Origin of the sequence: Pseudomonas sp. (genome assembly GCF_048269965.1) — a bacterium.
Classification (GTDB): Bacteria; Pseudomonadota; Gammaproteobacteria; order Pseudomonadales; family Pseudomonadaceae; genus Aquipseudomonas.
In genome coordinates, this window is sequence record NZ_JBLWTV010000004.1 from 1 (window position 1) to 23,908 (window position 23,908).

Consider the following 23,908-nt stretch of genomic DNA (forward strand, 5'->3'; position numbering starts at 1 on the left):
AAACCACCACCCTGTCGACCGGCGCGCATTCTACACGCCTCACTTCGCTTTGCAACCCCTCTTTTAAACTTAACTTATTGATTAACAAGAAGTTTTTGAAGAGCTTCATCGCTGAAGTGGCGCGCATTCTACATCAGCACGGCGAGCTGTAAACCCCTGACATGCAAATAATTGCGTAAAACGGATCAGCAGCCCTACCACCCATATATGCAGGCTCAGATCACTCCTGCTTCGCGCAACTCGGCAATCTGCGTTTCGCTCATGCCCAGCAACCTCTGCAGCAGACTATCTGTGTGCTGGCCCAGCAGTGGCGGAGCCGAACGATAGGCCACCGGCGTAGCGGATAGGCGCAGCGGACTGGCCACCTGCGGCGTGCTGCTGCCCAGGGCATTGGGCAGGTCGAGACGCAAACCGCGCGCCTGCACCTGAGGATCGGCGAACACCTGCTGCAGATCGTTGATCGGCCCACAAGGCACGCCGGCCTTTTCCAGCAGCTCGATCCACTGTGCAGTGGTCTTGAAGACCGTGGCCTGGCGCAACAGCGGGATCAGCTCGGCACGATGGGCAACCCGGGCCTTGTTAGTGACAAAGCGCGGATCATCGGCAAGCGTCGCAAGACCTGCCACCTCACAGAACTTGCGGAACTGCCCGTCGTTACCCACCGCCAGAATGAAGTTGCCGTCGGCACTGGGAAAATCCTGGTAGGGCACGATATTGGGATGGGCATTGCCCAGGCGCTTGGGCGATACACCTGTCGCCAGGTAGTTCATGGCCTGATTGGCCAGGCAGGCAACCTGCACATCGAGCAAGGCCACATCTATATGCTGACCCACACCGGATTGCTCACGTTGATTCAGTGCGGCCAGCACACCCACCGTCGCATACAAGCCGGTAAGGATATCGGTCAGCGCCACGCCGACCTTCATCGGCCCCGCACCCTCCTCACCTTCCGGGCGCCCAGTCAGGCTCATCAGGCCACCGAGGCCCTGGATCATGAAGTCATAGCCCGCGCGCCTGGCATAGGGGCCGCTCTGGCCGAAGCCGGTGATGGAGCAGTAGATCAGGCGCGGGTTGATCGCCTTCAGCGACTCGTAATCCAGGCCATAGGCCGCCAGGCCACCGACCTTGAAGTTCTCCAGCAGCACATCGCATTGCGCGACCAGCTCACGCACCAGGCGCTGACCTTCTGGCTGGGTGAAATCCAGGGTCAGCGACTGCTTGTTGCGATTGGCGCTCTGGAAATAGGCCGCCTCGCGCGAATCACTACCCTTGGCATCCTTTATATAAGGAGGCCCCCAATGCCGGGTGTCGTCGCCCGAGCCCGGACGCTCGACCTTGATCACCTCTGCACCGAGGTCACCGAATATCTGTCCGGCCCAGGGACCAGCCAGCACGCGCGACAGATCGAGTACGCGGATATGGGACAGAGCACCGGACATGGGCTTCTCCGTGGGGTGCGCCACGCGCACCATGGATCAGTGAGAGGCGCGAGCCTTCAGAAGAACGCCTGGATACCGGTCTGCGCACGACCAAGAATCAGCGCATGCACGTCATGCGTGCCCTCGTAGGTATTGACCACCTCGAGGTTGACCAGGTGACGGGCAATGCCGAACTCGTCACTGATGCCGTTGCCGCCCAACATGTCGCGCGCCAGGCGGGCGATATCCAGCGCCTTGCCGCAACTGTTGCGCTTCATGATCGAGGTGATCTCCACGGCTGCGGTGCCTTCGTCCTTCATTCGACCGAGGCGCAGGCACCCCTGTAGAGCCAGGGTGATTTCGGTCTGCATGTCGGCCAGCTTCTTCTGGATCAGTTGATTGGCCGCCAGCGGCCGGCCGAACTGATTGCGATCGAGCACGTACTGGCGTGCGGTGTGCCAGCAGAATTCGGCGGCACCCAGGGCACCCCAGCTGATTCCGTAACGGGCGGAGTTCAGGCAGGTGAACGGGCCGCGCAGGCCGCGTACATCCGGGAAGGCGTTCTCTTCGGGACAGAACACGTTGTCCATGACGATCTCGCCGGTGATCGAGGCGCGCAGACCGACCTTGCCATGAATCGCCGGAGCGGAAAGACCTTCCCAGCCTTTCTCCAGCACGAAGCCACGGATCTCGCCGGCATCGTCCTTGGCCCAGACCACGAAGACATCGGCGATCGGACTGTTGGTGATCCACATCTTGCTGCCGGTGAGGCGATAGCCGCCCTCGACCTTCTTGGCACGGGTGACCATGGCGCCCGGATCGGAGCCGTGGTTCGGCTCGGTCAGGCCGAAGCAACCTATGTACTCACCACTTGCGAGCTTGGGCAGGTACTTCTGCTTGGTCGCCTCGTTGCCGAACTCATTGATCGGCACCATCACCAGCGAAGACTGCACGCTCATCATCGAGCGGTAGCCGGAGTCGATGCGTTCCACTTCACGCGCAATCAGGCCGTAGCACACGTAGTTCAGGCCACTGCCACCGTAGGCTTCGGGAATGGTCGCACCCAACAGACCGGTTTCGCCCATTTCGCGGAAGATCTTCGGATCGGTCTGCTCGTGACGGAACGCCTCCAGCACGCGAGGCGCCAGCTTGTCGTCAGCGAACTGCTGGGCGCTGTCGCGCACCATGCGCTCTTCTTCGGTCAGTTGCTGATCCAGCAGCAGCGGGTCGATCCAGTTGAAGCTTGCCTTGGCCATTGCGAGAAACCTCGAAGCAGTGAAGTGAGCGGTCGGCCCAGCCGACCCCGAATGGTTTTGATCCTAGGCCGACTTCGAACAGAGGACAAACGCAGAATCCGCACAGAGCTGTGCTTTTTTCTCACTTCGAGATAGCTTGAACAACCATAAACACCGCCCATGAGTGAGGCTTTCGCATATATGCGCCGCAAGATACCCAGCACCGCCGCCCTGGTCGCCTTCGAGTCCGCCGCCCGCCACCAGAGCTTCACCAAGGCCGCCGACGAGCTGAACCTGACGCAGAGCGCGATCTGCAGGCAAATCGGCGGGCTGGAGAGCTTTCTCAACGTGGAGCTGTTTCGCCGCTCAAGGCGCGGCGTGGTGCTGACCGAGGCGGGCATCGCCTACAGTCGCAAGGTGGCAGCGCAACTCGATGCGGTGGAGCGCGACACCCTGGCGTTGATGGGCAACCAGGGCAGCACCAGCATCGAACTGGCAGTGGTGCCGACCTTTGGCACGCAGTGGCTGCTGCCACGCTTGCGTGCCTTTCAGCAGTTGCACCCTGAGGTGACCGTGCACCTGACCAACCGCACGCGCCCCTTCCTTTTCGCCGACACCCACTTCGATGCCGCCATCTATTACGGCGACGCCGAATGGTCGGGCACCGAAGCCCATTTCCTGATGCACGAACACCTGCTGCCGGTGTGCAGCCCGACGCTACTGGGCGATACCCCAGTCGACGCCGAACGCATCGCCAACCTGCCACTGCTGCAGCAGACCACGCGCCCCTACGCCTGGCGGCAATGGTTCGCCGCCCAGGGCATGAATGTGCCTCGCGACATGACCGGCCCGCGACTGGAACTGTTCTCCATGCTGGCGCAGGCCGCGCAACATCAAATGGGCGTCGCACTGATCCCTCCCTTTCTGATCCAGCGCGAACTGAAAGAGGGCAGCCTGGTGATTGCCCTCGACCGTGCCGTGCCAAACAACGATCGCGCCTATTACCTGATGGTGCCGGAACGCAAGGCCGAGTCTGCAGCGCTGAAGGCCTTTCGTGACTGGCTCCTGGCCCAGGCCGACGCCTATCGGGGTACATGATCATCGCTGGAGCAAGATCGCTTTTAGCTCGCAGAAAACAGATACGCCCAGAAAAAGAACCCGTAGCGCAAATACAGTCACACTACATTTTCTTCGCCAGGGAAAGTACTCATTAACCACTACTTTCGGGCTATAGCAGTATTCTGAACGGATTGTTCGTTACTCCCCACACTCTGCCCGAGTCGACCAGCGGTCATCCTGCGCGTGACTGCCTATACTGCCCTACAAGCTGCGCAGAATCTGCTGTCGGCCTGAATCTGCGCGGGCTGCATGCAGTATAAAAATCCCTCATAGACCTATTACTTGTAGTAATGCATTTTTTTTACTCCATAACTTCTTGTAAGGGTTTGCGTTCGATTGCACAATCGCCGCGCTCGCCACCTTCCGGCGGGTTATGTGCTGATCCCCAATCGCCGGCGCGCCAGCGCAGTGCCCCGGTTCACAAAAAAGATCACGCAGGAGATTAGACGTGCACATCGGTGTTCCTCTCGAAACCCATGCCGGGGAGACGCGGGTTGCCGCGACCCCAGAGACCATCAAGAAGCTGGTCGGCCAAGGTCATCAGGTGACCGTCCAGGCCGGCGCCGGCATCAGCGCCAGCATTCCGGACAGCGCTTACGAGGCTGCTGGCGCGACCATTGGCAACGACGCTGCCGCCTTTGGCGCAGACCTCGTGCTCAAGGTGGTCGCACCGACCGAAGCCGAGCTCGCTCACATGAGAGCCGGGGCCGTGTTGGTTGGCATGCTCAACCCGTTCTGCAACGAGACCATCGCGCGCATGAACGCCCGCGGCGTCACTGCCTTCGCCCTGGAGGCCGCACCGCGCACCTCCCGCGCGCAGAGCCTGGACGTGCTGAGCTCGCAAGCCAACATCGCCGGCTACAAGGCCGTACTGCTGGCAGCCCACCACTATCCACGCTTCATGCCGATGCTGATGACCGCTGCCGGTACCGTTAAGGCCGCGCGTATTTTGATTCTCGGTGCCGGCGTTGCCGGTCTGCAGGCCATCGCCACGGCCAAGCGCCTGGGCGCGGTGATCGAGGCCTCCGATGTGCGCCCGGCGGTCAAGGAGCAGATCGAGTCGCTCGGCGCCAAGTTCGTCGATGTGCCTTTCGAGACCGATGAAGAGCGTGAATGCGCCCAAGGCGTGGGCGGTTATGCCCGACCGATGCCGCAGTCCTGGATGGAACGTCAGGCCAAGGCCGTGCACGAGCGCGCCAAGCAGGCCGATATCGTCATCACCACTGCGCTGATTCCGGGCCGCAAGGCGCCGACGCTTCTGCATGAGAGTACGGTGACCGACATGAAACCCGGCTCCGTGGTCATCGACCTGGCTGCTGCGCAAGGCGGCAACTGCCCGCTGACCGAAGCCGACAAGGTGGTGCTCAAGCACGGCGTGACCCTCGTTGGCCATACCAACCTGGCGGCACTGGTGCCGGCGGACGCGTCCGCTCTCTATGCACGCAACCTGCTGGACTTCCTCAAGCTGGTGATCGACCCGCAAGGCCAGTTCCAGCTCAACCTCGAAGACGACATCGTCGCGGCCTGCCTGATGTGCAACGCCGGCGAAGTCGTGCGCAAGAATGGCTAAGGAGTAGGAACATGGATCTGATTTCCGACGGCATCTACAACCTGATCATCTTCGTGCTGGCCATCTATGTCGGCTACCACGTGGTGTGGAACGTCACCCCGGCTCTGCACACCCCCCTGATGGCCGTGACCAACGCCATTTCCGCCATCGTGATCGTCGGCGCCATGCTGGCCGCCGCGCTGACCGTCACCCCGCTGGGCAAGACCATGGGTACCCTGGCCGTGGCGCTGGCCGCAGTCAACGTGTTCGGCGGCTTCCTGGTCACTCGGCGCATGCTGGAAATGTTCAAGAAGAAAGCCCCGAAGGCTCAGGTGGAGAAGTAATCGATGAGCATGAACCTGATCACTGTTCTCTACCTCGTCGCCTCGGTGTGTTTCATCCAGGCACTCAAGGGCCTGTCGCACCCGACCACATCGCGACGCGGCAACCTGTTCGGCATGATCGGCATGGCCATCGCCGTGCTGACCACCATCGGCCTGATCTACAAGCTCGGCAGCGAGTTGGCCGTTCAAGGCCTGGGCTTCGTCATCGTCGGCCTGCTGGTCGGTGGCAGCATCGGCACCATCATGGCCAAGCGCGTCGAGATGACCAAGATGCCGGAACTGGTCGCCTTCATGCACAGCATGATCGGCCTGGCTGCCGTGTTCATCGCCATCGCCGCCGTCGTCGAGCCGCAGTCGCTGGGCATCGTCGCGGCACTGGGTGACGCCATCCCGGCAGGCAACCGCCTGGAGCTGTTCCTCGGGGCTGCCATCGGCGCCATCACCTTCTCCGGGTCGGTGATCGCCTTCGGCAAGCTGTCAGGCAAGTACAAGTTCCGCCTGTTCCAGGGCGCCCCCGTGGTGTTCAAGGGCCAGCACCTGGTCAACCTGGTGATCGGCCTGGCGATTCTCGGCCTGGGTCTGTACTACAGCTTCACCGGTGACATCACGGCCTTCGCCGTCCTGGTGGCGCTGGCCTTCGTCATCGGCGTGCTGATCATCATCCCCATCGGCGGCGCCGACATGCCGGTGGTGGTGTCGATGCTCAATAGCTACTCGGGCTGGGCAGCGGCCGGTATCGGTTTCTCGCTGAACAACTCGATGCTGATCGTCGCCGGTTCCCTGGTCGGCTCTTCGGGCGCCATCCTCTCGTACATCATGTGCAAGGCGATGAACCGCTCGTTCTTCAACGTCATCCTCGGCGGCTTCGGCGCCGATGCCGACGCAGGCGGCCCGACGGGCGCGCAGCAGGAGCGCAACGTCAAGTCGGGCTCCAGCGATGACGCCGCGTTCCTGCTGACCAACGCCGACACCGTGGTCATCGTGCCCGGCTATGGCCTGGCCGTGGCCCGTGCCCAGCACGCACTGATGGAGCTGGCGGAAAAACTGACCCACCGTGGCGTGACCGTGAAATACGCAATCCACCCGGTTGCCGGGCGTATGCCTGGCCACATGAACGTGCTGCTGGCAGAAGCCGAAGTGCCGTACGAGCAGGTGTTCGAGATGGAGGACATCAACTCCGAGTTCGGCCAGACCGACGTGGTGCTGGTGCTCGGCGCCAACGACGTGGTCAACCCGGCAGCGAAGAACGATCCGAAATCGCCGATCGCCGGCATGCCGATCCTCGAGGCCTACAAAGCCAAGACCGTGATCGTCAACAAGCGCTCGATGGCCAGCGGCTACGCCGGCCTGGACAACGAACTGTTCTACATGGACAAGACCATGATGGTCTTCGGCGATGCCAAGAAGGTGATCGAAGACATGGTCAAGGCCGTGGAATAAGCCCTGACCACTCAGACAGGAAACCCGGCCATGCGCCGGGTTTCCTGTTTATGGACCCCACAAAAAAGCTGATTTTCAGGTCAATCATCACAACAGATCAATTTCAAACTGTACTGCTTGAAAGACCAATATAATAGGGTTGCACCTAGTGAAATATCTCGCCTAAGTCGGTTGCACCCAGTCTTTTCACTTATGGCCAGTACAGTAACATCGATTCCTGACCGAACAGTTACAAAGCAACCTATCTAATAGCACAACAATTTCATCCAGCTGTGACTACTGAGCCACTCCTGCGCTCGGGATAATTTGCCCATCGAAAGCAAACACCAGCGCCGCCACAAGCGGAAGGATGACCACCATGGAACGTACCCTCAGTTCCGCCCTGCTTCAAACTCACAGCGTTGCCAGCGACAAATCGGCCTGGCTGCTCCGCGTTATCGCCACCCTCAGCCTGTGGCAGCGCCGCATCGTCAGCCGTCGTCAACTGGCTCGACTGGATGCCCGCCTGCTCGCTGACGCCGGCATCAGCGAAAATCAGCGTTACGTCGAACTGCAGAAGCCGTTCTGGCGTTAACACCCCGCTTTGCTCCATCCCAATCTGGGATCTTCTGAGAGCTCCACCGCCTCTGCTGCGGTGGGGCTTTCGTTTTATCTGCAACAGTCATCGCCTCAACGAGCAGTACAGTTGCCATAAAGCCGCCACTGCCCTCGCACAATTCCCTCCAGTTGTATCTGCTCGCTTACGAGCACTTGCGAGAACATGAGCTGCCACCCTTGTCTCTCGACAGGAGAACGCCATGGACCGCACTCACGAACCGCTCTCGCAACCTGCACACGACAAGTCTCTACACTGGCTCGGCCTGTATTCGACGCTGCGTCACTGGCAACGCAACCGCCGCACCCGTCGGCAGCTTGCCCTGCTCAATGAGCAACAACTGGCTGACGCCGGCATCAGCACAGCGGAGCGTGAACAGGAACTGGCCAAGCCCTTCTGGCGCTGAACCAGCCATGGAGCGGGAAACCGTGTTGGGCTAAGCTGCGGATGCGGGCAGAACAGCGCCCCGCCCTACCGGAGTGACCCCATATGCACCTGAAGACATCCCTGATTGCAGCGCTCCTTTCATTAGGACTGGCAGGCACCGCCTGCGCCAGCAGCCTGGTCGCGACGACCGATACCCTGGGGGGCGCCCTGGCCGGCACCGCCGAGGGCACCTCTGACGCGACCAGCTCGTTGCGCGACATGAAACAGCTGCGCGCGGCCCGCGATGACGCCGCCAGTTTCGTCGCCAGCGCTGGCGCGATCCGCAGCGCACGGCTCGAAGCGGCCCTGGCGCACATTCGCCGTCATGATACCGAGCTGGCAAAGGCAGATGACCTGGCCCTCGCTCAGGCCATCCTCAGCCTGTGAAAACTTTGTACACGTCTATCACTCGGCTCGCTGCTGACCGGGGCTGCCTGGCCCCGTAAACTTCGCCTACCTGCCAGGTCGCGGGGAACCGCGCCGGCCTGTCCACGTCAAATCGTCCGTTCTGCAGTTCTCGGAGCTCCTTATCATGCGTCGCTCATTCGTCATCGCCGTTGCCGCCTGCGCCCTGTTCAGCGGTATCGCCCAGGCGCAAACCGTGGTCGCCACCAGCAACATCGTGGTGCGCGCCCTGGATCGCAGCATCAACTTCACGTCCGACACCACCACCTCGCTGCGCGACATGAAGGCCGTGGTGCAAGCCCGTGACGACGCTGCCAGCTTCGTCGCCAGCGCCGGTGAGATTCGCGGTGCACAGTTGGAAGCCGCGCTGCAGACCATCCGTCAGCAGTTGCCGCAAGCGCAGGCTGCCAGCGATCTGCAACTGGCCGAAGCCATTCTCGCTCTGTGACCCACCTCGCCGCCTGGTGCTGCGGCGCGCTGCTGGCGATGGCCGCAGGCTTCGCCCAAGCGCAGCTGCGTCTGACGCTGGACGACAGCGCTCTAGGCGCAGCCGAACGCCAGGCGAGCCAGGCCCTGCTGGACGAAGCGATGGCCGTATTGCCCCCGCGCTTCGTCCAGCAACTGGACCGAGAAGTGAGGGTCAGCTGGCGCGCCGCACTGCCCTCGGAGATCTACGGTCAGGTCGGGCGCTTCAGCGGCATCGAGCTCAACGCCGAGCTGCTGCCGAAGCTGGTCGATGGCTCGGCTGCAGAAAATCGCACCGATCGCCCGCACGGCACCCAGCGCCAGGAGTTGCTGGCCACGCTGCTGCATGAGCTGACCCACCTCTACGACCGCGCTCGCCTCTGGCCTGCCGCCGAACGCCGCCACATGAGCCAGTGCCGACAACGCGCCAGTTCAATGGGCGCGGTTGGGCTGCCGGAGGACTGTCGTGGCCAGACCGAGCGGCGTTTCACCCTCAGCGACGATCCCCGTCTGCTCGATCTGGCCGGCTGGCCGCAACGGGTCGGCCAGCATGGCGCGCGCGATCTGAACAATGGCCAGGTCGCACGCAGCCCGGACAGCTACGAGCTGACCAATGCGCTGGAGTTCGTCGCGGTCAACCTCGAATACTTCCTGCTCGACCCCAGCTACGCCTGCCGCCGCCCCTCGCTGGCGCGCTATTTCCGTGAGCACTTCGACTGGACGCCGCCCAGCGAGAACTGCGCCAACGACTATCCCTACCTCAATGCCGGGCGCGACTTTGCCTTGCAGCCACTGGGGCGCCTCGACCCCGAACGCGTCTATGAGGTCGACTACCTGCTCGCCGAGGCCAACGATGCCTGGATGAGCCGCTGGGGCCACAGCATGCTGCGCCTGGTGGTCTGCGCACCGGGCCGGCCACGTGGCCCGGACTGCCGCCTGGATCTCGACCACCACCTGGTGCTGTCCTACCGTGCCTTCGTCGGCGACCTGCAACTGTCGAGCTGGGATGGCCTGACCGGCGTCTATCCATCACGCCTGTTCGTCCTGCCGCTGGAGCAGGTGATCGATGAATACACCAAGGTCGAGCTGCGCAGCCTGGCCTCGGTACCGCTGCGCCTGTCGCGCGACGAGGTCGAACAGCTGGTGGTACGCGCTGCCGAACAGCACTGGAGCTATGACGGCGACTACTACTTCGTCTCCAACAACTGCGCGGTGGAAACCCTCAAGTTGCTGCGCAGCGGCACCGCTAACCCGCGCCTGCATGCGCTCGACAGCATCCTGCCCAATGGTCTGCTGGAACTGATGGATGCTCGCGGCCTGGCCGACACCACAGTGCTCGACGACCCGCGCGAGGCCCTGCGTCTGGGCTATCGCTTCGACTCCTTCCGCGAGCGCTATCAGGCCATGTTCGCCGTGCTGCGCCAGCGCCTGCCCATCCAGCAGGACAGCGTCGAGTCCTGGCTGGAACAGTCCGCACAGGCTCGCCGCCAGTGGTTCGACGAGGCCGACCTGCGCGCCAGTGCCGCCCTGCTGCTGCTGGAGCAGGCCGCGCTGCGCCGGCAACTGCTGCTGGCCCAGGACGAACTGAAGCGTCGCTACCTGACCGGCCGCGCCGCTGGCGATCCGAGCCTGAACAAGGCCGGTGCCGCGCTGGAACAAATTCTCGCAAACAGCGGTTTCCTCAGCCGCCCGGCCGAACTGCTCGAAGGCGGTTACGGCTTGCCGCAACAGAAGGAATGGCAGCGCCTCGAAATCAGCAGCCGTGAGCGCCAGCAGCAACTGCGCCAACTCAGCGATGAACTCGATGACGAAGTGCGCAACCTGCTGCAACCCGAGCGCCTGGCCGAACTGGAGGCCAACGAGGCCAACCTGGTGGCATTGGGCGAACACCTGCGTGCGTTGCACAAGGCCAGTGGTGGGTTGCAGCTGCCCTGAGTCAGCTACCTAGCAGCTTGCCCATCGAAGGCAGGCCCAACTGCTGCAGCGGATTGGCAGGCGCCTGTTGCTGAGGTTTGAAGCGACCAATCGCCGATTCGCACTGAGCCAACAAGCCTTTGCTCGTTGCGCTTTGGCATGATTGATAGGCCTGTTGCGCCTGGACGACCCGCTCGCTCTGCAGGTGCACGGAAATCTCCAGTGGCGTCATCAGTTGATTGCCCCAATGTGCCTGACCGCGCTGCAGATAGCGCTCGGCCTGAGCCTGCCGGTCGAGACTGAGCGACAACGTGATGATCTGGTCATAGCTGGAGAGGGACGCATACTGCCATTCGCTTTCTGGAACTTGCTCCAGATTGGCGAGTGCATCCTTGTAACGTCTTTGCTGAACCGCCAGGACGAACTGCAAGGTTTGTGCACGCATGCTCCTGGCAGCCGGTCCGCTCGCCACTTCCTTGGCCAACTGGCGCGCCTCGCTCAGATCGCCCTTGTCGAGGGCCTTGGTCGCACGGTTGATCAGCACCTGTCCGGCGAGAATCTTGCCGCTCTGACCACCAAGGAGCTGCCGCTGATAACTGGCAAGCTGCGGGCTTCTGCGTCGCTCGCTGCGATACTCGCTGGCGATATACCGCACCAGCGCCTCTTCCCGCTGGGCAGGCAACTGGTGGGTCTTGCCAAAGTCCGTCCATACATCCACGGCTGCCAGCTGCGCAGCGGTCACCCCGCTCTGGATACCCTGCTCGAGCAGACCGCCGATGCCCTTCTTCTGCATCGCCTGGCTGAACAGCTGTTTCTGCATGGCCTGATAGCGCTGCAACTGGCTGACATTACTACCCTCGAAGCTTTGTAGCCGCTGGATGCCATGTACCGCACCACGCGGAGAGTAACCCGCACGACTGAGCAGATCGACGGACAGCAAATCAGCCTCATCCTCCTGAGCACGCGTCCAGCTGCTGTTCCAGAAATTGTCGGATACTGCCTTGAGCAGAGTACCTGACAGACTGCTTTGTACGATTGTCTTGCCCACGGCGTCGGGATCACCCACAACCAGTTTGCGTGACGTACCGCTCTTCTGGCTTTCCAGCCCGGCCACCGTAACACCCAGGCTGACCGCCGTTACCGATGCATCCAGCAACTTCTTCTGCTGATTGAAGAAATGCTCGCGATCGAGGTGTCCCAGCAGCAAGTGAGCCGCTTCGTGGCCAAGCATCGCCGCCAGTTCGTCCTCGCTCTCGATGGCCTGTAGAGTACCTAAGTTGAGGTAGATGACATTTTCTGCGGTAGCGCGCGCGCCAAAACTCTCCGAAGCGCTGAAACGCACTTTGATGTCTGGTTTGGCATGCGGCCAGTGGGCCAGCAAACGGCTCAGCACCTGATCGCAGTAAACCTGCAGCTCCGGGACCTGAAAGCTTTCGACCTGGGCCATCTGCTCGGTCAGGTCTATCTTGCCGAACCCGCGAATCTCATCCGGATCGCTGGCACCGGCCAATCGATCAACCAGAGCATTATTCAACCAGGGGCTGTTGGTCACCGGCTGCAGTGCCAGCGGGCGAGCACGCGGACTGTCAATGAACTTGCCTTCAAGTGGCACATTGCCGGTCGACGGCATCTGCTGGCATCCGATCAACAGCGAACAGGCAATTGCCAATGTCATTTCCTTACGCATGAATACTCCCTGATTCACTTGCCGCAGGCCTTCGAATAGCCCATCACCGCATTGGTCTTGCTGTCTGCCAGAAGGCTGGTCTCGGCGACCTTGCGGCAATCGAAGGCAACTGTCTTACCGTGATTGAGCTTCACATCCAGCGGATCAAGCCAGACCTGACGCTCGCCAACGGCGATCAGCAGCAGATTCTTGGCTTCGCTGAAGCTGATCACCTGCACGTCTGGAACAGGGAGCTGGTCACGGCTCATATCGCCGAGAAACTCGCCCTGTTCGTCATACAGCGCGACCTTTTCCAACGGGTAACCAATAATTTTCAGCGGCTCCTGGGCCCATGCCGACACGCTACACAGCAACAGCCCGAATACTGTGGCTTTGAACATTGCTAGATCTCCCTTTCAGTTGACGTGCGACCCCTGCGCTGGTGCCACCACTCGGCAACCCTGGCCTCCCCCAGATAGGCGTAGAACAGGCCGATCATCAGCAGCAGTCCCAGCCAGTCGAATGGCGCGATATGCAGCCAGCGCGCGAGATAGAAACTGATCAGCAATGCGAGACTGCTGAGCAGAACGAACCAGAACAGGTAATGGCTCGCACAACGATAGAGGCGCCCACGCTTGGCTGATGGTTGTGACGGAATCCAGAGCGCCACCAAGCCCGCCAGCAGCAGCAAGGCGATCTCCAGCCAGTCGCTCAAACTGATACCAAGCCAACCATCTGGCGCCGCTCGCCAGTAGCTGTGTCCCTGCGTCAGCAGGTTGTCCAGAGCCATCGCATGCACGTATACGCCCGGCAACAGACCCTGCACCGGGCTGCTGACAAAATCCGGGATGCCGCGGATATGCGCCCCCAACAGCACATGCTTGCCACGCAAGACTTCGGCGACACTCGGGTCACGCAACTGATTGGCATACAGGGTGCGGGTGTAGGGACAAGGCTGTGGTCGCTCAACCTCACTGGCGATACGCTGCGAACGGAATGCATCGGCGGCCAGCATACTGAACACCTGCCCCCAATCCCCCCGCTGCCCACGCACATCACAACCGGTCAGGTCGACGAGGTCCTGCATACCCGCGTCGCTCCAGTAACCCCAGCGCACCAACAGCGGTGCATCGAAGCCTTCCTGGGGGCAGTCCCACTCCAGGCAAGCCGCCTGGTACAACTGCAACGCAGGCGTGCGCAGTGTCCCCTGCGGGCTTGGCAAAAGTAGCGGATAGCGCTCGCCATAGCCGCTCCAGTGGGTCGGAGCGGTGTTCGCCATGGCGGCGAATTCGGGCAATACCAGAGAGCGGCCCTGCTCATCGTGGTAATCGGCAAGAATCAGCGGCACGCCCTGCTCGCGAAAGCTTCTCAAGACCCGTTGCAGACTCTCGGTGGGACCGCCGTCGTAGCGTCGCTGGGTGTATAGCAGGTCAACGAATAGTGACCTGGGCTGATAGCTGAGCAACTGCCGCAACAGGCGCGCCTGCTCGCCATAACGCAAGGGCCAGCTAGCACCCAAGTCCGTCAACGCCTGGTCATCGATCAGCACCACTACCACGTCTTCCTGCCCAGGCTCAGGGTAGAAAGGCGCCAGCATGCGCAGCAGCAAGGTTTCGCTATGACGGTCGGAGGCATCGCGCAGACCGAACGGATTGAAGAACGCGACGAAGAGCATCAACAGCAAACCCAGAACAGCGCCAGGTTTGTTGAGCAATGGAGCAAGAAAAATTTGCCTGAGGCGCATCCCTGAAAGCACAAGAACATCCTTGATATAGCTTGGCGCAGAAATGTGACACAGCTCACAAGCAAAGCAAACAAGAATTTGACATCAAAATAGTGGCACTCGACCCGAAAGCTACCTGCTCACGGAATGTCCTCTTTGTCTTCTCGTGGCAATTGCTCGTCCAAATGCAACCAAGGCAGCCGACTGCCTACCCAGATATGTCGATCCGCCGGGGCCTGCTCCGGTTCGTCCAGCGTGGCGACGGTCACATCCAGCGTATCCGGGCTGAGCGAAGTGAACAGCGTCAGATGCGCGCCGCAGTCAGCGCAGAAGTAGCGCATGCAGCTGGCCGATGAGGCGAAGGCCTTCGGCGTGCCGCGCAGCCAGTTGAATGCCTGGCGCGGCACCGTGACCCAGGTGGTGAGAATGCCGCCGCTGCTGCGCCGGCATATCGAGCAATGACAATGAGCGATGTCCGTCAGCGGTGCATCGATCCGATAGCGCAGTGCGCCGCACTGGCAGCCGCCCTGATGTTCGATCGTCATCTTGTCTCCGCCTTGCATTGCTCCGCGCCGCTGACCAAGATAGGCGCTCACCATCATCGGGGGTTGCCGTGATAGACCTGTTGCTAGCCTTGTGGCCGCTGTTCGCCATGATAGTCGCCGGCTACTGGCTGCGCCTGCGCGAGTTCCCCAGCGAAGCTTTCTGGCCGGGTGCCGAGCGCCTCAATTACTTCATTCTGTTCCCTGCGCTGCTGTTCTCCAGCCTGGCCCGTGCGCCACTGAACAACCCGGCCTTGCCGCGCCTGGCGCTGGCGGTGCTGCTCGGCCTGGGTATCGCCTGGCTGGCACTGCTGCTGGTACGCCGCCTGCGTGGCTGGCCCGCCGGGCGTTTTGGCGCCTTCACCCAGGGCATCCTGCGCTTCAACACCTATCTGGGCCTGGCTGCGGTCGGCAGCCTGTTTGGCCAGGAAGGCCTGACCCTCGCCGCGCTGATGCTGGCCTTGATGGTGCCGACGGTGAACGTGCTGTCGGTGTGGTCGCTGACGGCCGAGCGCGGCGTCAGCGCACGCAGCCTGCTGCTGCCGATCATCAAGAATCCGCTGATCCTCGCCTGCGTCGGCGGCGCGCTGTTCAACCTCACGGGCATCGGCCTGCCAGGCGGCACGGATCGCCTGCTCAGCCTGCTCGCTGCAGCCAGCCTGCCGCTGGGCCTGCTCTGCGTTGGCGCGGCGCTCAAGCCCGAACAGCTGGGCGGGGAAATTCCCGCATTGGGCTGGAACAGCGCGCTGCGCCTGTTGGCGATGCCGCTGCTGGCCTGGGGCGTAGCCTGGGCGCTGGCACTGCCAGCAATGGAGAGCGCAGTGTTGGTCCTGTTCTTCGCCCTGCCGACCGCGCCTACCGCCTATGTGCTGACCCGCCAACTCGGCGGCGACAGCCAACTGATGGCCGGCATCATCACCCTGCAAACGCTACTGGCAGCGGGCAGCCTGGTGGCGATCATGATGTTGCTGGCCTGACTGGCCCGCTACTCCACGTAGCTCTCGATCAGCCGCTGATATTCGCCGCGCGCCTTGAGTGCTTCGAGGCCACGGTTGAAGCGCTCGATCAACTCTGCAGCGCGCGGATGCTGTCGGGAGACGATGAAGTGCAGCGTATTGCTCTGAAACGCCGTCTGCGAACGATGAAACTTGCTCAGTTCGGCGCCGGTAGATCGCAGCGCGCTATCGCCCAGATTGCGATCAGCGATAAACAGATCATCGCGTTGCAATAGCAACAGCCGCGCACATTCCTGCAGCCCCAGCGGGGAGTGACGGCGTAGCACGCCCTGCTCGAGCAGTTGCTGGATCGCCGCCGGCGGCTGCCAGCCCAGCGGATAGCAGAGTCGCCGGCCGATCATGGCGGACAGATCATCGAGTTCGATGTGATCTCCGGCCCGGCTGAAGATGTACTGCTCGGCCACATAAATGGGCGCCGAGTAGAGAAACTCCGCCTCGCGCTCGGCAGAACGGACGTAGGGAAAGGTGGCGTCGTATTCACCGCGCCTAGCCTTCAGATAGCCGCGGTTCCAGGGCAGCCAGTCGAGCGTGATTGCCGAACCCTGCTCGGCCAACGCCGCACGCACCACCTGGGTGAGCATGCCCTGCCCAGGCAATGCCTTGCCAGTGAACGGCGCATAATCATCGCCCGTAGCCAGGTGCAACACCTCGGCTCGCGCCGATGCGCACAACAGCAGACTCAGCAGAGCCGCCCCCCATAATCCCACCATCGATCTCCAGTCACTGGCGTGCAATCGCCTTCCTGCCCCCTGATCATTGACTCTTGCTCTCACAAGCACGGCTGTCCAGTGCAACCAGGCCATAGGGCGACAATTCGTCCTGTTCTCTTGATACGAAGCAACAGACAGGGCAACACGCCGTCTATTCTTGCCACAAAGCGAACGAGATGCGGCATATCGATGAATGACACCAACGCCAACGATCAGCCTGACGTTTTCCCCTACCTGCAACTGATCCACCAGCAAGGCGGCTCGGACCTGTTCTTCAGCGTCGGCGCACCACCGCACATGAAGGTCGAGGGCCACAGTCAGCCGGTGGGTCAGCGCATCATGAAGGCCGGCGAAGTGCAGCAACTGGCCTATCAGTTGATGACGCAGAAACAGATTGCCGAGTTCGAACGCGACCTGGAGATGAACCTGGCCGTCAGCCTGCAGGGCGCTGGACGTTATCGGGTCAACCTCTACTACCAGCGCGGCGAAGTGGCCATGGTGGTGCGCCTGATCAAGAGCCAGATTCCCAGCTTCGAAGCGCTCGGCCTGCCGAAAATGCTGGAGAAGCTGGCCATGCAGGATCGCGGGCTGATCCTGGTCACCGGCGCGGCCGGCTCAGGCAAATCCACCACCCTGGCGGCGATGCTGGATTTCCGTAATCGCCACAAGAGCGGACATATCGTCTGCATCGAAGACCCCATCGAATTTCTCCACAGCCACCAGCGCTCGATCATCGACCAACGTGAAGTGGGCCTCGATACCCACAGCTTCGACGATGCCCTGCGCAACGTGCTGCGCGAGGCGCCGGACGTGATCATGCTCGGCGAGATCCGCGACGCCGACACCATGCAGCACGCGCTGCATTACGCCGAGACCGGCCACCTGTGCGTGGCCACGCTGCATGCCACCAGCAGCAGCCACGCCATCGAGCGTATCGCCCGTTTCTTCCCCGACGAAGCCCGCAAGCAGGTGCTGGCCGACGTGGCGCACAACCTGCTCGCGGTGATCGGCCAGCGCCTGGTACCGGGCATCGCGCAAAAACGCGTGGTCGCGGTGGAGCTGATGCTGGGCACGCCCTATATCCGCGACCTGATCCAGCGCGATGAACTGGAGGCGTTGCGCGAAGCCACGGCGAGGGCGGCTGAACAAGGTCTGCAGACCTTCGACCAGCACCTATTCGCCCTGCTCGAAGCCGGCCGCATCAATCTGGCCGAAGCGCTCAAGTTCGCCGACTCGCGTACCGACCTCAGCCTCAAGTTCAAGCTCGAACGCGGGTTCTCTGCAGACGACGCCGAACTCAAGGTGCTGCGCGACGGTTGACTGGCTTTATGGGCGATTTCGGCCGATGCTCATCTATACAGGCCGAAACCATAATTCTTCATCGGCCGTCTTTCAGGGGGGCCGATTCATGCTGACCCTGCTGCATTTGCTGTCAGCCATTGCTCTGTTGGTCTGGGGCACACACATCGTACGTACCGGCATCCTGCGCGTATTCGGCTCGCAGTTGCGCAAGGTACTCAGCCACAACATCGGCCGCCGGCCGCTGGCGTTCGTCGCCGGCATCGGCGTCACGGCGCTGGTGCAGAGCAGCAACGCCACGGCCTTGCTGGTCACCTCCTTCGTCGCCCAGGGCCTGATGGCGCTGGCGCCAGGCCTGGCGATCATGCTCGGTGCTGACGTCGGCACGGCGCTCATGGCCCGCGTACTGACGCTCGACCTCAGTTGGCTCAGCCCGCTGCTGATCTTTCTCGGGGTACTCTTCTTCCTCTCGCGTCGGCAGACCCGCGCTGGCCAGCTCGGCCGCGTCGCCATCGGTCTGGGCCTGATGCTGCTGGCGCTGGAGCTGATCGTCGCCGCCGCCACGCCCATCACAGAAGCACGCGGGATTCGCGTGCTGTTCGCGTCACTGACCGGCGACCTGCTGCTCGACGCGCTGGTCGGTGCGTTGTTCGCCCTGCTCACCTACTCCAGCCTGGCCGCCGTGCTGCTCACCGCAACCCTGGCCGGTGCCGGGCTGATCAGCCTGCCGGTGGCCATCGGCCTGGTGATCGGCGCCAACATCGGCAGCGGCCTGCTGGCCTTTCTCACCAGCAGCCTGCAGAACCCTGCCGGGCGGCGCGTAGCGCTGGGCAGCCTGATCTACAAACTGATCGGGCTGGTGCTGGTACTGCCGGTGCTGCAGCCATTGGCCGACTGGCTGGACAGCCTGAATTGGCGCGCGGCGGAACTGGTGATCTTTTTCCACCTGCTCTACAACAGCCTGCGCGCCGTGCTGATGTTGCCCAGCGTCGGGCTGATGGCGCGCTTCTGCAACTGGCTGCTGCCGGACCGTGCCGACGACAGCGGCATCGCCCGACCACGCCACCTCGATCCGACGGCCCTGACCACGCCCAGCCTGGCGCTGGCCAACGCCGTGCGTGAAACCCTGCGCGTGGGCGACAAGATCGAAGCCATGCTCGACCATCTGCAGCCAGTGCTGGAACAGAACCAACCCGCATTGAACAAGGAGTTGCGCAGCCTCAATGACGATGTCGCCAGCCTGTGCCGGGCAGTCAAGCTGTACCTCGCGCAGATCCCACGCGAAGCGATGAGTGAGCATGAAAGGCGGCGCTGGGCGGAAACTCTCGAACTGGCGGTGAACCTTGAGCAGGCCGGCGACCTGATCGAGCGCATGCTCGGCAAGATCCAGAGCGAGAAAACCGCACAACGCAGGGCGTTTTCCGAAAAGGGCCTGGAGGAGCTGACTCACCTGCACACCCAGCTGATGGCCAACCTGCGCCTGGGCCTGAATGTCTTTCTCAGTGCCGACCATGCCAGCGCCAGCCAGCTGCTACGCGAGAAACGCCGCTTCCGCGCGCAGGAGCGACGCCTGGCCCACGCCCATATCGGCCGGCTGCAGCGCCAGGTGGTGCAGAGCATCGAGACCAGCTCCCTGCACCTGGAGCTGATCGCCGACATGAAGCGCCTCAACTCGCTGTTCTGCGCCAGCGCCTATGTGGTGCTGGAGGGCCAGGAAACCGGCGCTCTCAGGCTCGAAGGTGGCGAGTGACTCAGTCGGCGCTGGTCACTCGCTCGGGCGCAGCCGGCTCCACGCCGCGCCAGGCATACCAGGCGAAGAACAGCGCCATCAGCAGATAGCCGTGGACGAAGTCCGGCGCGGCGTACCAGGCCAGCTTCGGTGCATGCATCAGGCCGACGAAGGCCATGCCGGCCGCCACCAGAGCGAAGACAGTGGCCTGGCGGAACTGACGGTCGATCACCGCCACGCACATGGCGCCGAGCAGAATGGCACTGAACATCGCGCCCTGCCCCAGCGCGCCGATGGCACTGGAAATGCCCTCGACCACCTCGGGCGCGCCCCGATTGAAACGGGTCATCAGGTAGTTGGCGAAGTACGGCAGCATCGCCAGCGCGACCGCTGGGTAATGTCGGGCGTGGTTGCTGTTGAACGCCGTGGCGATCATCGACATGCCGACGAACACCAGAATCGGTGCCACCACCGCCACAGGAATCAGTGCAGCGATGAAGGCGATCAGGCCGAACATGGTCGCCAGGCCGTACACCGCGCCGTTGAGCAGGCTGTAACCGCGCCCGGCACCCATCCACTTCGAGCCCACGGTGGCGATGTACACGGTGGTCGGGAATACACCGCCGAACAGCGCCCCGAGCGAGGTGCCCAGACCGTCCACCGCCTGGCATTCGCGCACGCTGTAGCTGTCACCGGCGGCGCTCATGGCCTCGACGTTGTTCATGGTCTCGATGGCGTTGTACAGGGTGATCGGCAGGATCACCGTCATCAGCGCCAGCATCGTGGTGAACAACAGGCCCAGGCCTTCGTACCAGGCCAGGTTGGGCAATAGCGGATAGAAACCCAGGTGAGTGAAGGCCTCGCTGAACTTGCCGCTGTCAGCCGCGCCGATCAGGTAGGCCAGCGCCGTACCGATGACGATGGCGAACAATGAGGCCGGCAGGCGAAACGGCATGCTCACCCGCGCCACCAGGCCGACGATGGTGATGGCCAGTACCAGCAGACCGATCACCGGGATTTCCAGGGTCTTGAACAGCATCTCACCGGCGATGAAGGTCAGTGCCACCCCAGCCACCGCGCCGAGCATGGCCGCACGCGGCAGGTGGCGCTGCACCCAGTTGCCGATCAGGCTGATGGCAGCCTCGATCAGACCACTGATGAAGCAGGCAGCCACCGCCACCTTCCAGGCCAGCTCGGCGTCACCGGTGAGGTTCTTCGCCGGCAGCAGCACGCCGAACAGGAAGACGAACATCACCGGCGTGCTGATGCCGTAGGAGAGCGCGGTGACATCGGTGCGGTTCTCCTTGCGCGCCAGGCGCGCGGCGCTCCAGGCGTAGTAGAAGTTGCCGGCCATCACCGCTACCGCAGCCCCCGGCAACACCTGGCCGAACACGATCTCGGCGGGAAAGCCCATGCCCAGCATGCTGATGGCGATGATCACGAAGTTGGCGATGTTGTTCTGGAACAGGGCAAAAAAGGCGTCGGTGTCTTCCTTCTTGTACCAAGGGTAATGCACGCGCGGCGTCGACATGACGGGCTGAGTCCTTGTTGTCTGGATGGTCAGGCCGGCGAGTCTAGCAACCCGCCGCCAGGGCATAAACGAACAAGGCAGCCGAAGCTGCCTTGTTGGAGGTATAGCCGCGTTCTACGTCGCCTGCGCCACCTTGCGGCGGCGCTGCAGCAGCACCACCAGCGCGAACAGCAGGAAGCCGGGAATCCACATCAGCTCCTTCATCCAGCGGTCGGTCGGTGCCCGCACGTTGAGGATCTGCTGGTCGAATTCGAGGCCGGCATCGGCGGCCATGCTGCCGAAGGTGACGCTGTCCACCAGCACCTTGTCGCCCTCCTCATAGAGGTTCAGGCCGAGTTTCTGCAGACGCTCCTGACCCGAGGCGCCATCGGGCACCGGCAGCAGCACGGTGAACTCACGTGGATCACCCACGGCGTCTTCCCCGAGAATACGCAGGCGCAGCGAGCTGCCGTCCTCCACCCCATCGAGTGCCTGAGCCAGTTCCGCAGGCGGCACGTCCCGATAGGGATCGTGCAGCATGTCCATCCAGAAACCGGGGCGGAACAGGGTGAAGGCCACCAGCAGCAGCAATGCGCTTTCATACAAGCGGCTGCGCACCAGGAAGAACCCCTGAGTACCGGCGGCGAATATCAGCATCGCCACCGTTGCCACGATGAAGATGATCACGCCATGCCAGAAGTCGACGTCGATCAGCAGCAGGTCGGTGTTGAAGATGAACAGGAACGGCAGCGCGGCGGTACGCAGACTGTAGAAGAACGCCACCAAGCCGGTCTTGATCGGGTCGCCCTTGGACACCGCCGCCGCCGCGAACGAGGCCAGGCCCACTGGTGGCGTCACGTCGGCCATGATGCCGAAGTAGAAGACGAACAGGTGCACCGCGATCAGCGGCACGATCAGACCATTCTGCTGCCCCAGCGCCACTACCACCGGCGCCAGCAGGCTGGACACCACGATGTAGTTGGCGGTGGTCGGCAGGCCCATGCCAAGAATCAGGCTGAACACCGCCACCAGCAGCAACATCAGCAGCAGGTTGCCCATCGACAACAATTCGACCAGGTCGGCCAGCACCAGGCCCACGCCGGTCTGCGACACCGCACCGACGATGATGCCGGCCGCCGCCGTGGCGATACCGATACCGATCATGTTGCGTGCACCGGCGATCAGGCCTTCGCGCAGATCGACCACGCCATCGATGAAGGTGCCATGGTCATGACTGCCATCGCGGCGCATCCAGCTCAGCAGCGGGCGCTGGGTGAGCAGGATGATGATCAGCATCACGCTGCCCCAGAAGGCCGACAGGCCGGGAGACAGGCGCTCGATCATCAGGCACCAGACCAGCACCACCACCGGCAGCAGGAAGTGCAGACCGGACAGCAACACGGCGCGGGTCTGCGGCAGCTCTTCCAGCGGCGCATTGGGGTCTTCGGCAGGCAGCACCGGCACGCTGGCAGCGACCTTCAACAACGCCAGATAGACCACCGCGAGCAGGACACCGATCACCGGCAGGGCATACTCGCCGAGCGCCGGCTTGAGCCAACCGAGGCCGTAGTAGACCGCCAGCGACAGGCCGCTGATCAGCGCTGCACCGAAGGCAAAACCGGTCAGGCGACGCAGCCAGGGCTTGGGCTGATGCCCGCCGATGGGCTGCAGGCCGAGCTTGAGCGCCTCCAGGTGAACGATGTAAAGCAGCGCGATATAGGAAATCGCGGCTGGCAAGAAGGCGTGCTTGATGATCTCGACATAGGGCATGCCGATGTACTCGACCATCAGGAAGGCTGCTGCGCCCATCACCGGCGGCATGATCTGGCCGTTGACCGACGAAGCCACCTCGACCGCACCGGCCTTCTCCGACGAGAACCCGGTGCGCTTCATCATCGGAATGGTGAAGGTGCCGGTGGTCACCACGTTGGCGATCGACGAGCCGGAGATCATCCCGGTCAGGCCGGACGCCAGCACCGCCGCCTTGGCCGGGCCGCCACGGAAGTGGCCGAGCAGGCTGAATGCCAGCTGGATGAAGTAATGTCCGGCACCGGCCCGCTCGAGCAGCGCGCCGAACAGCACGAAGAGGAACACGAAGCTGGTGGATACGCCGAGAGCGATACCGAACACGCCTTCGGTGGTAATCCACTGGTGGTTGGCCAACGCAGTGAAGCTGACCCCACGGTGCGCGAGCAGGCCCGGCATGTAGGGACCGGCCAGGCTGTAGACGAGGAAGACCAGAGCGATGATCGCCAGGGGTGGGCCAAGCGCACGGCGCGTCGCTTCCAGCAGCAGAGGAATACCGATGCAGGCGGTAACCAGGTCACCCGTGGTCAGGCTGCCAGGGCGCAGGGCCAGCTGCTGGTAGAAGATGAACAGATAGGCGGCACTGGCAGCGGCGACCAGGCCCAGGGCGATATCCATCAACGGCACACGATCACGCGGCGAGCGCTTGAACGCCGGATAGGCGAGAAATGCCAGCAGCAGGGCAAAAGCCAGGTGAATGGCGCGGGTCTGGGTATCGTTGAGGACACCAAAGCCGAAGATGAACGGCAAAGGCGAGGCGATCCACAGCTGGAACAGCGACCAGAGCAAGGCAAGGCCGGTGATCACCTGAGCCATCAGGCCGACGGGCATACGCGCGCCGACATCCTGGGCGATCAGTTCCTCGGTGGAGAGTTGTTTTTCGGCCATAGGGGGGAACACCTACGTTGTCATTCTGATAAAACGGCGAGCCCCTCACTGACGGAGGGGCCCGGTTTCCTGACCCTGTTAGCGGGTCTCTAGGCACGCAGTTTACCTA

The 23,908-nt window shown here is 62.6% G+C and carries 21 protein-coding genes; 12 read left to right on the forward strand and 9 right to left on the reverse strand.

Annotated features, from left to right (window positions below; translation table 11 throughout):
• Window positions 1–215 precede the first annotated feature (215 nt).
• Complete coding sequence (locus ACN0X6_RS06020) at window positions 216–1,439, reverse strand: CaiB/BaiF CoA transferase family protein (protein WP_417702731.1); 1,224 nt, start codon at window positions 1,437–1,439, stop codon at window positions 216–218.
• A gap of 56 nt (window positions 1,440–1,495) precedes the next feature.
• A complete protein-coding gene (locus tag ACN0X6_RS06025; protein WP_106738165.1) occupies window positions 1,496–2,674 on the reverse strand; it encodes an acyl-CoA dehydrogenase in 1,179 nt (392 codons plus the stop codon).
• A 180-nt stretch (window positions 2,675–2,854) separates the two neighbouring features.
• Between ACN0X6_RS06025 and ACN0X6_RS06030 the strand changes: the two genes are divergently transcribed.
• The 9 genes from ACN0X6_RS06030 (at window position 2,855) to ACN0X6_RS06070 (ending at window position 10,931) form a co-directional block, all read left to right on the forward strand.
• Window positions 2,855–3,751, forward strand: a complete 897-nt coding sequence (locus ACN0X6_RS06030) for a LysR family transcriptional regulator (RefSeq protein ID WP_417702732.1) — start codon at window positions 2,855–2,857, stop codon at window positions 3,749–3,751.
• 469 nt (window positions 3,752–4,220) lie between these two features.
• Window positions 4,221–5,342, forward strand: a complete 1,122-nt coding sequence (locus ACN0X6_RS06035) for a Re/Si-specific NAD(P)(+) transhydrogenase subunit alpha (protein ID WP_417702733.1) — start codon at window positions 4,221–4,223, stop codon at window positions 5,340–5,342.
• 11 nt (window positions 5,343–5,353) lie between these two features.
• On the forward strand, window positions 5,354–5,665 hold the full coding sequence (locus ACN0X6_RS06040; RefSeq protein ID WP_090435146.1) for an NAD(P) transhydrogenase subunit alpha: 312 nt from the start codon (window positions 5,354–5,356) through the stop codon (window positions 5,663–5,665).
• A gap of 3 nt (window positions 5,666–5,668) precedes the next feature.
• The gene (locus ACN0X6_RS06045) at window positions 5,669–7,105 is read left to right on the forward strand and encodes an NAD(P)(+) transhydrogenase (Re/Si-specific) subunit beta (protein WP_417702734.1); all 1,437 of its coding nucleotides are present in this window, start codon (window positions 5,669–5,671) and stop codon (window positions 7,103–7,105) included.
• A gap of 358 nt (window positions 7,106–7,463) precedes the next feature.
• Window positions 7,464–7,679, forward strand: coding sequence for a DUF1127 domain-containing protein (locus ACN0X6_RS06050; RefSeq protein WP_017676107.1), 216 nt, complete (start codon window positions 7,464–7,466; stop codon window positions 7,677–7,679).
• 223 nt (window positions 7,680–7,902) lie between these two features.
• The gene (locus ACN0X6_RS06055) at window positions 7,903–8,106 is read left to right on the forward strand and encodes a DUF1127 domain-containing protein (protein ID WP_417702735.1); all 204 of its coding nucleotides are present in this window, start codon (window positions 7,903–7,905) and stop codon (window positions 8,104–8,106) included.
• An 83-nt stretch (window positions 8,107–8,189) separates the two neighbouring features.
• On the forward strand, window positions 8,190–8,513 hold the full coding sequence (locus ACN0X6_RS06060) for a DUF2388 domain-containing protein (protein ID WP_417702736.1): 324 nt from the start codon (window positions 8,190–8,192) through the stop codon (window positions 8,511–8,513).
• Window positions 8,514–8,658: 145 nt separating this feature from the next.
• Entirely contained in the window at window positions 8,659–8,979 is a 321-nt protein-coding gene (locus tag ACN0X6_RS06065) for a DUF2388 domain-containing protein (RefSeq protein WP_017676111.1), read from the forward strand.
• Complete coding sequence (locus ACN0X6_RS06070; protein WP_417702737.1) at window positions 8,976–10,931, forward strand: DUF4105 domain-containing protein; 1,956 nt, start codon at window positions 8,976–8,978, stop codon at window positions 10,929–10,931. The genes ACN0X6_RS06065 and ACN0X6_RS06070 overlap by 4 nt, the downstream gene beginning before the upstream one ends.
• A 1-nt stretch (window position 10,932) precedes the next feature.
• Here ACN0X6_RS06070 and ACN0X6_RS06075 read toward each other — a convergent pair whose 3' ends face one another.
• The 4 genes from ACN0X6_RS06075 to ACN0X6_RS06090 all read right to left on the reverse strand — a co-directional run bounded on the left by ACN0X6_RS06075 (window position 10,933) and on the right by ACN0X6_RS06090 (window position 14,844).
• Window positions 10,933–12,597, reverse strand: a complete 1,665-nt coding sequence (locus ACN0X6_RS06075; RefSeq protein WP_417702738.1) for a M48 family metalloprotease — start codon at window positions 12,595–12,597, stop codon at window positions 10,933–10,935.
• Window positions 12,598–12,611: 14 nt separating this feature from the next.
• The gene (locus tag ACN0X6_RS06080; protein WP_417702739.1) at window positions 12,612–12,977 is read right to left on the reverse strand and encodes a hypothetical protein; all 366 of its coding nucleotides are present in this window, start codon (window positions 12,975–12,977) and stop codon (window positions 12,612–12,614) included.
• A 2-nt stretch (window positions 12,978–12,979) separates the two neighbouring features.
• Window positions 12,980–14,251, reverse strand: a complete 1,272-nt coding sequence (locus ACN0X6_RS06085) for a CHASE2 domain-containing protein (protein WP_417702740.1) — start codon at window positions 14,249–14,251, stop codon at window positions 12,980–12,982.
• A gap of 188 nt (window positions 14,252–14,439) precedes the next feature.
• Window positions 14,440–14,844 (reverse strand): GFA family protein, encoded by a 405-nt coding sequence (locus ACN0X6_RS06090; RefSeq protein ID WP_417702947.1) that lies wholly within the window; start codon window positions 14,842–14,844, stop codon window positions 14,440–14,442.
• A 107-nt stretch (window positions 14,845–14,951) separates the two neighbouring features.
• Here ACN0X6_RS06090 and ACN0X6_RS06095 point away from each other — a divergent pair, with 107 nt between their 5' ends.
• Window positions 14,952–15,818, forward strand: coding sequence for an AEC family transporter (locus tag ACN0X6_RS06095; protein WP_238597260.1), 867 nt, complete (start codon window positions 14,952–14,954; stop codon window positions 15,816–15,818).
• Window positions 15,819–15,826: 8 nt separating this feature from the next.
• Here the strand turns inward: ACN0X6_RS06095 and ACN0X6_RS06100 are convergent, their stop codons facing one another.
• The gene (locus ACN0X6_RS06100) at window positions 15,827–16,567 is read right to left on the reverse strand and encodes a substrate-binding periplasmic protein (RefSeq protein WP_417702741.1); all 741 of its coding nucleotides are present in this window, start codon (window positions 16,565–16,567) and stop codon (window positions 15,827–15,829) included.
• Between the two features lie 189 nt (window positions 16,568–16,756).
• Here ACN0X6_RS06100 and ACN0X6_RS06105 point away from each other — a divergent pair, with 189 nt between their 5' ends.
• Both ACN0X6_RS06105 and ACN0X6_RS06110 read left to right on the forward strand, forming a co-directional pair.
• On the forward strand, window positions 16,757–17,887 hold the full coding sequence (locus ACN0X6_RS06105) for a PilT/PilU family type 4a pilus ATPase (protein ID WP_417702742.1): 1,131 nt from the start codon (window positions 16,757–16,759) through the stop codon (window positions 17,885–17,887).
• A gap of 88 nt (window positions 17,888–17,975) precedes the next feature.
• On the forward strand, window positions 17,976–19,616 hold the full coding sequence (locus tag ACN0X6_RS06110; protein WP_417702743.1) for a Na/Pi cotransporter family protein: 1,641 nt from the start codon (window positions 17,976–17,978) through the stop codon (window positions 19,614–19,616).
• Between the two features lies 1 nt (window position 19,617).
• Here the strand turns inward: ACN0X6_RS06110 and ACN0X6_RS06115 are convergent, their stop codons facing one another.
• Both ACN0X6_RS06115 and ACN0X6_RS06120 read right to left on the reverse strand, forming a co-directional pair.
• Window positions 19,618–21,126 (reverse strand): NCS2 family permease, encoded by a 1,509-nt coding sequence (locus ACN0X6_RS06115; protein ID WP_417702744.1) that lies wholly within the window; start codon window positions 21,124–21,126, stop codon window positions 19,618–19,620.
• Window positions 21,127–21,240: 114 nt separating this feature from the next.
• Window positions 21,241–23,799 (reverse strand): TRAP transporter permease, encoded by a 2,559-nt coding sequence (locus tag ACN0X6_RS06120; protein WP_417702745.1) that lies wholly within the window; start codon window positions 23,797–23,799, stop codon window positions 21,241–21,243.
• Window positions 23,800–23,908 lie beyond the last annotated feature (109 nt).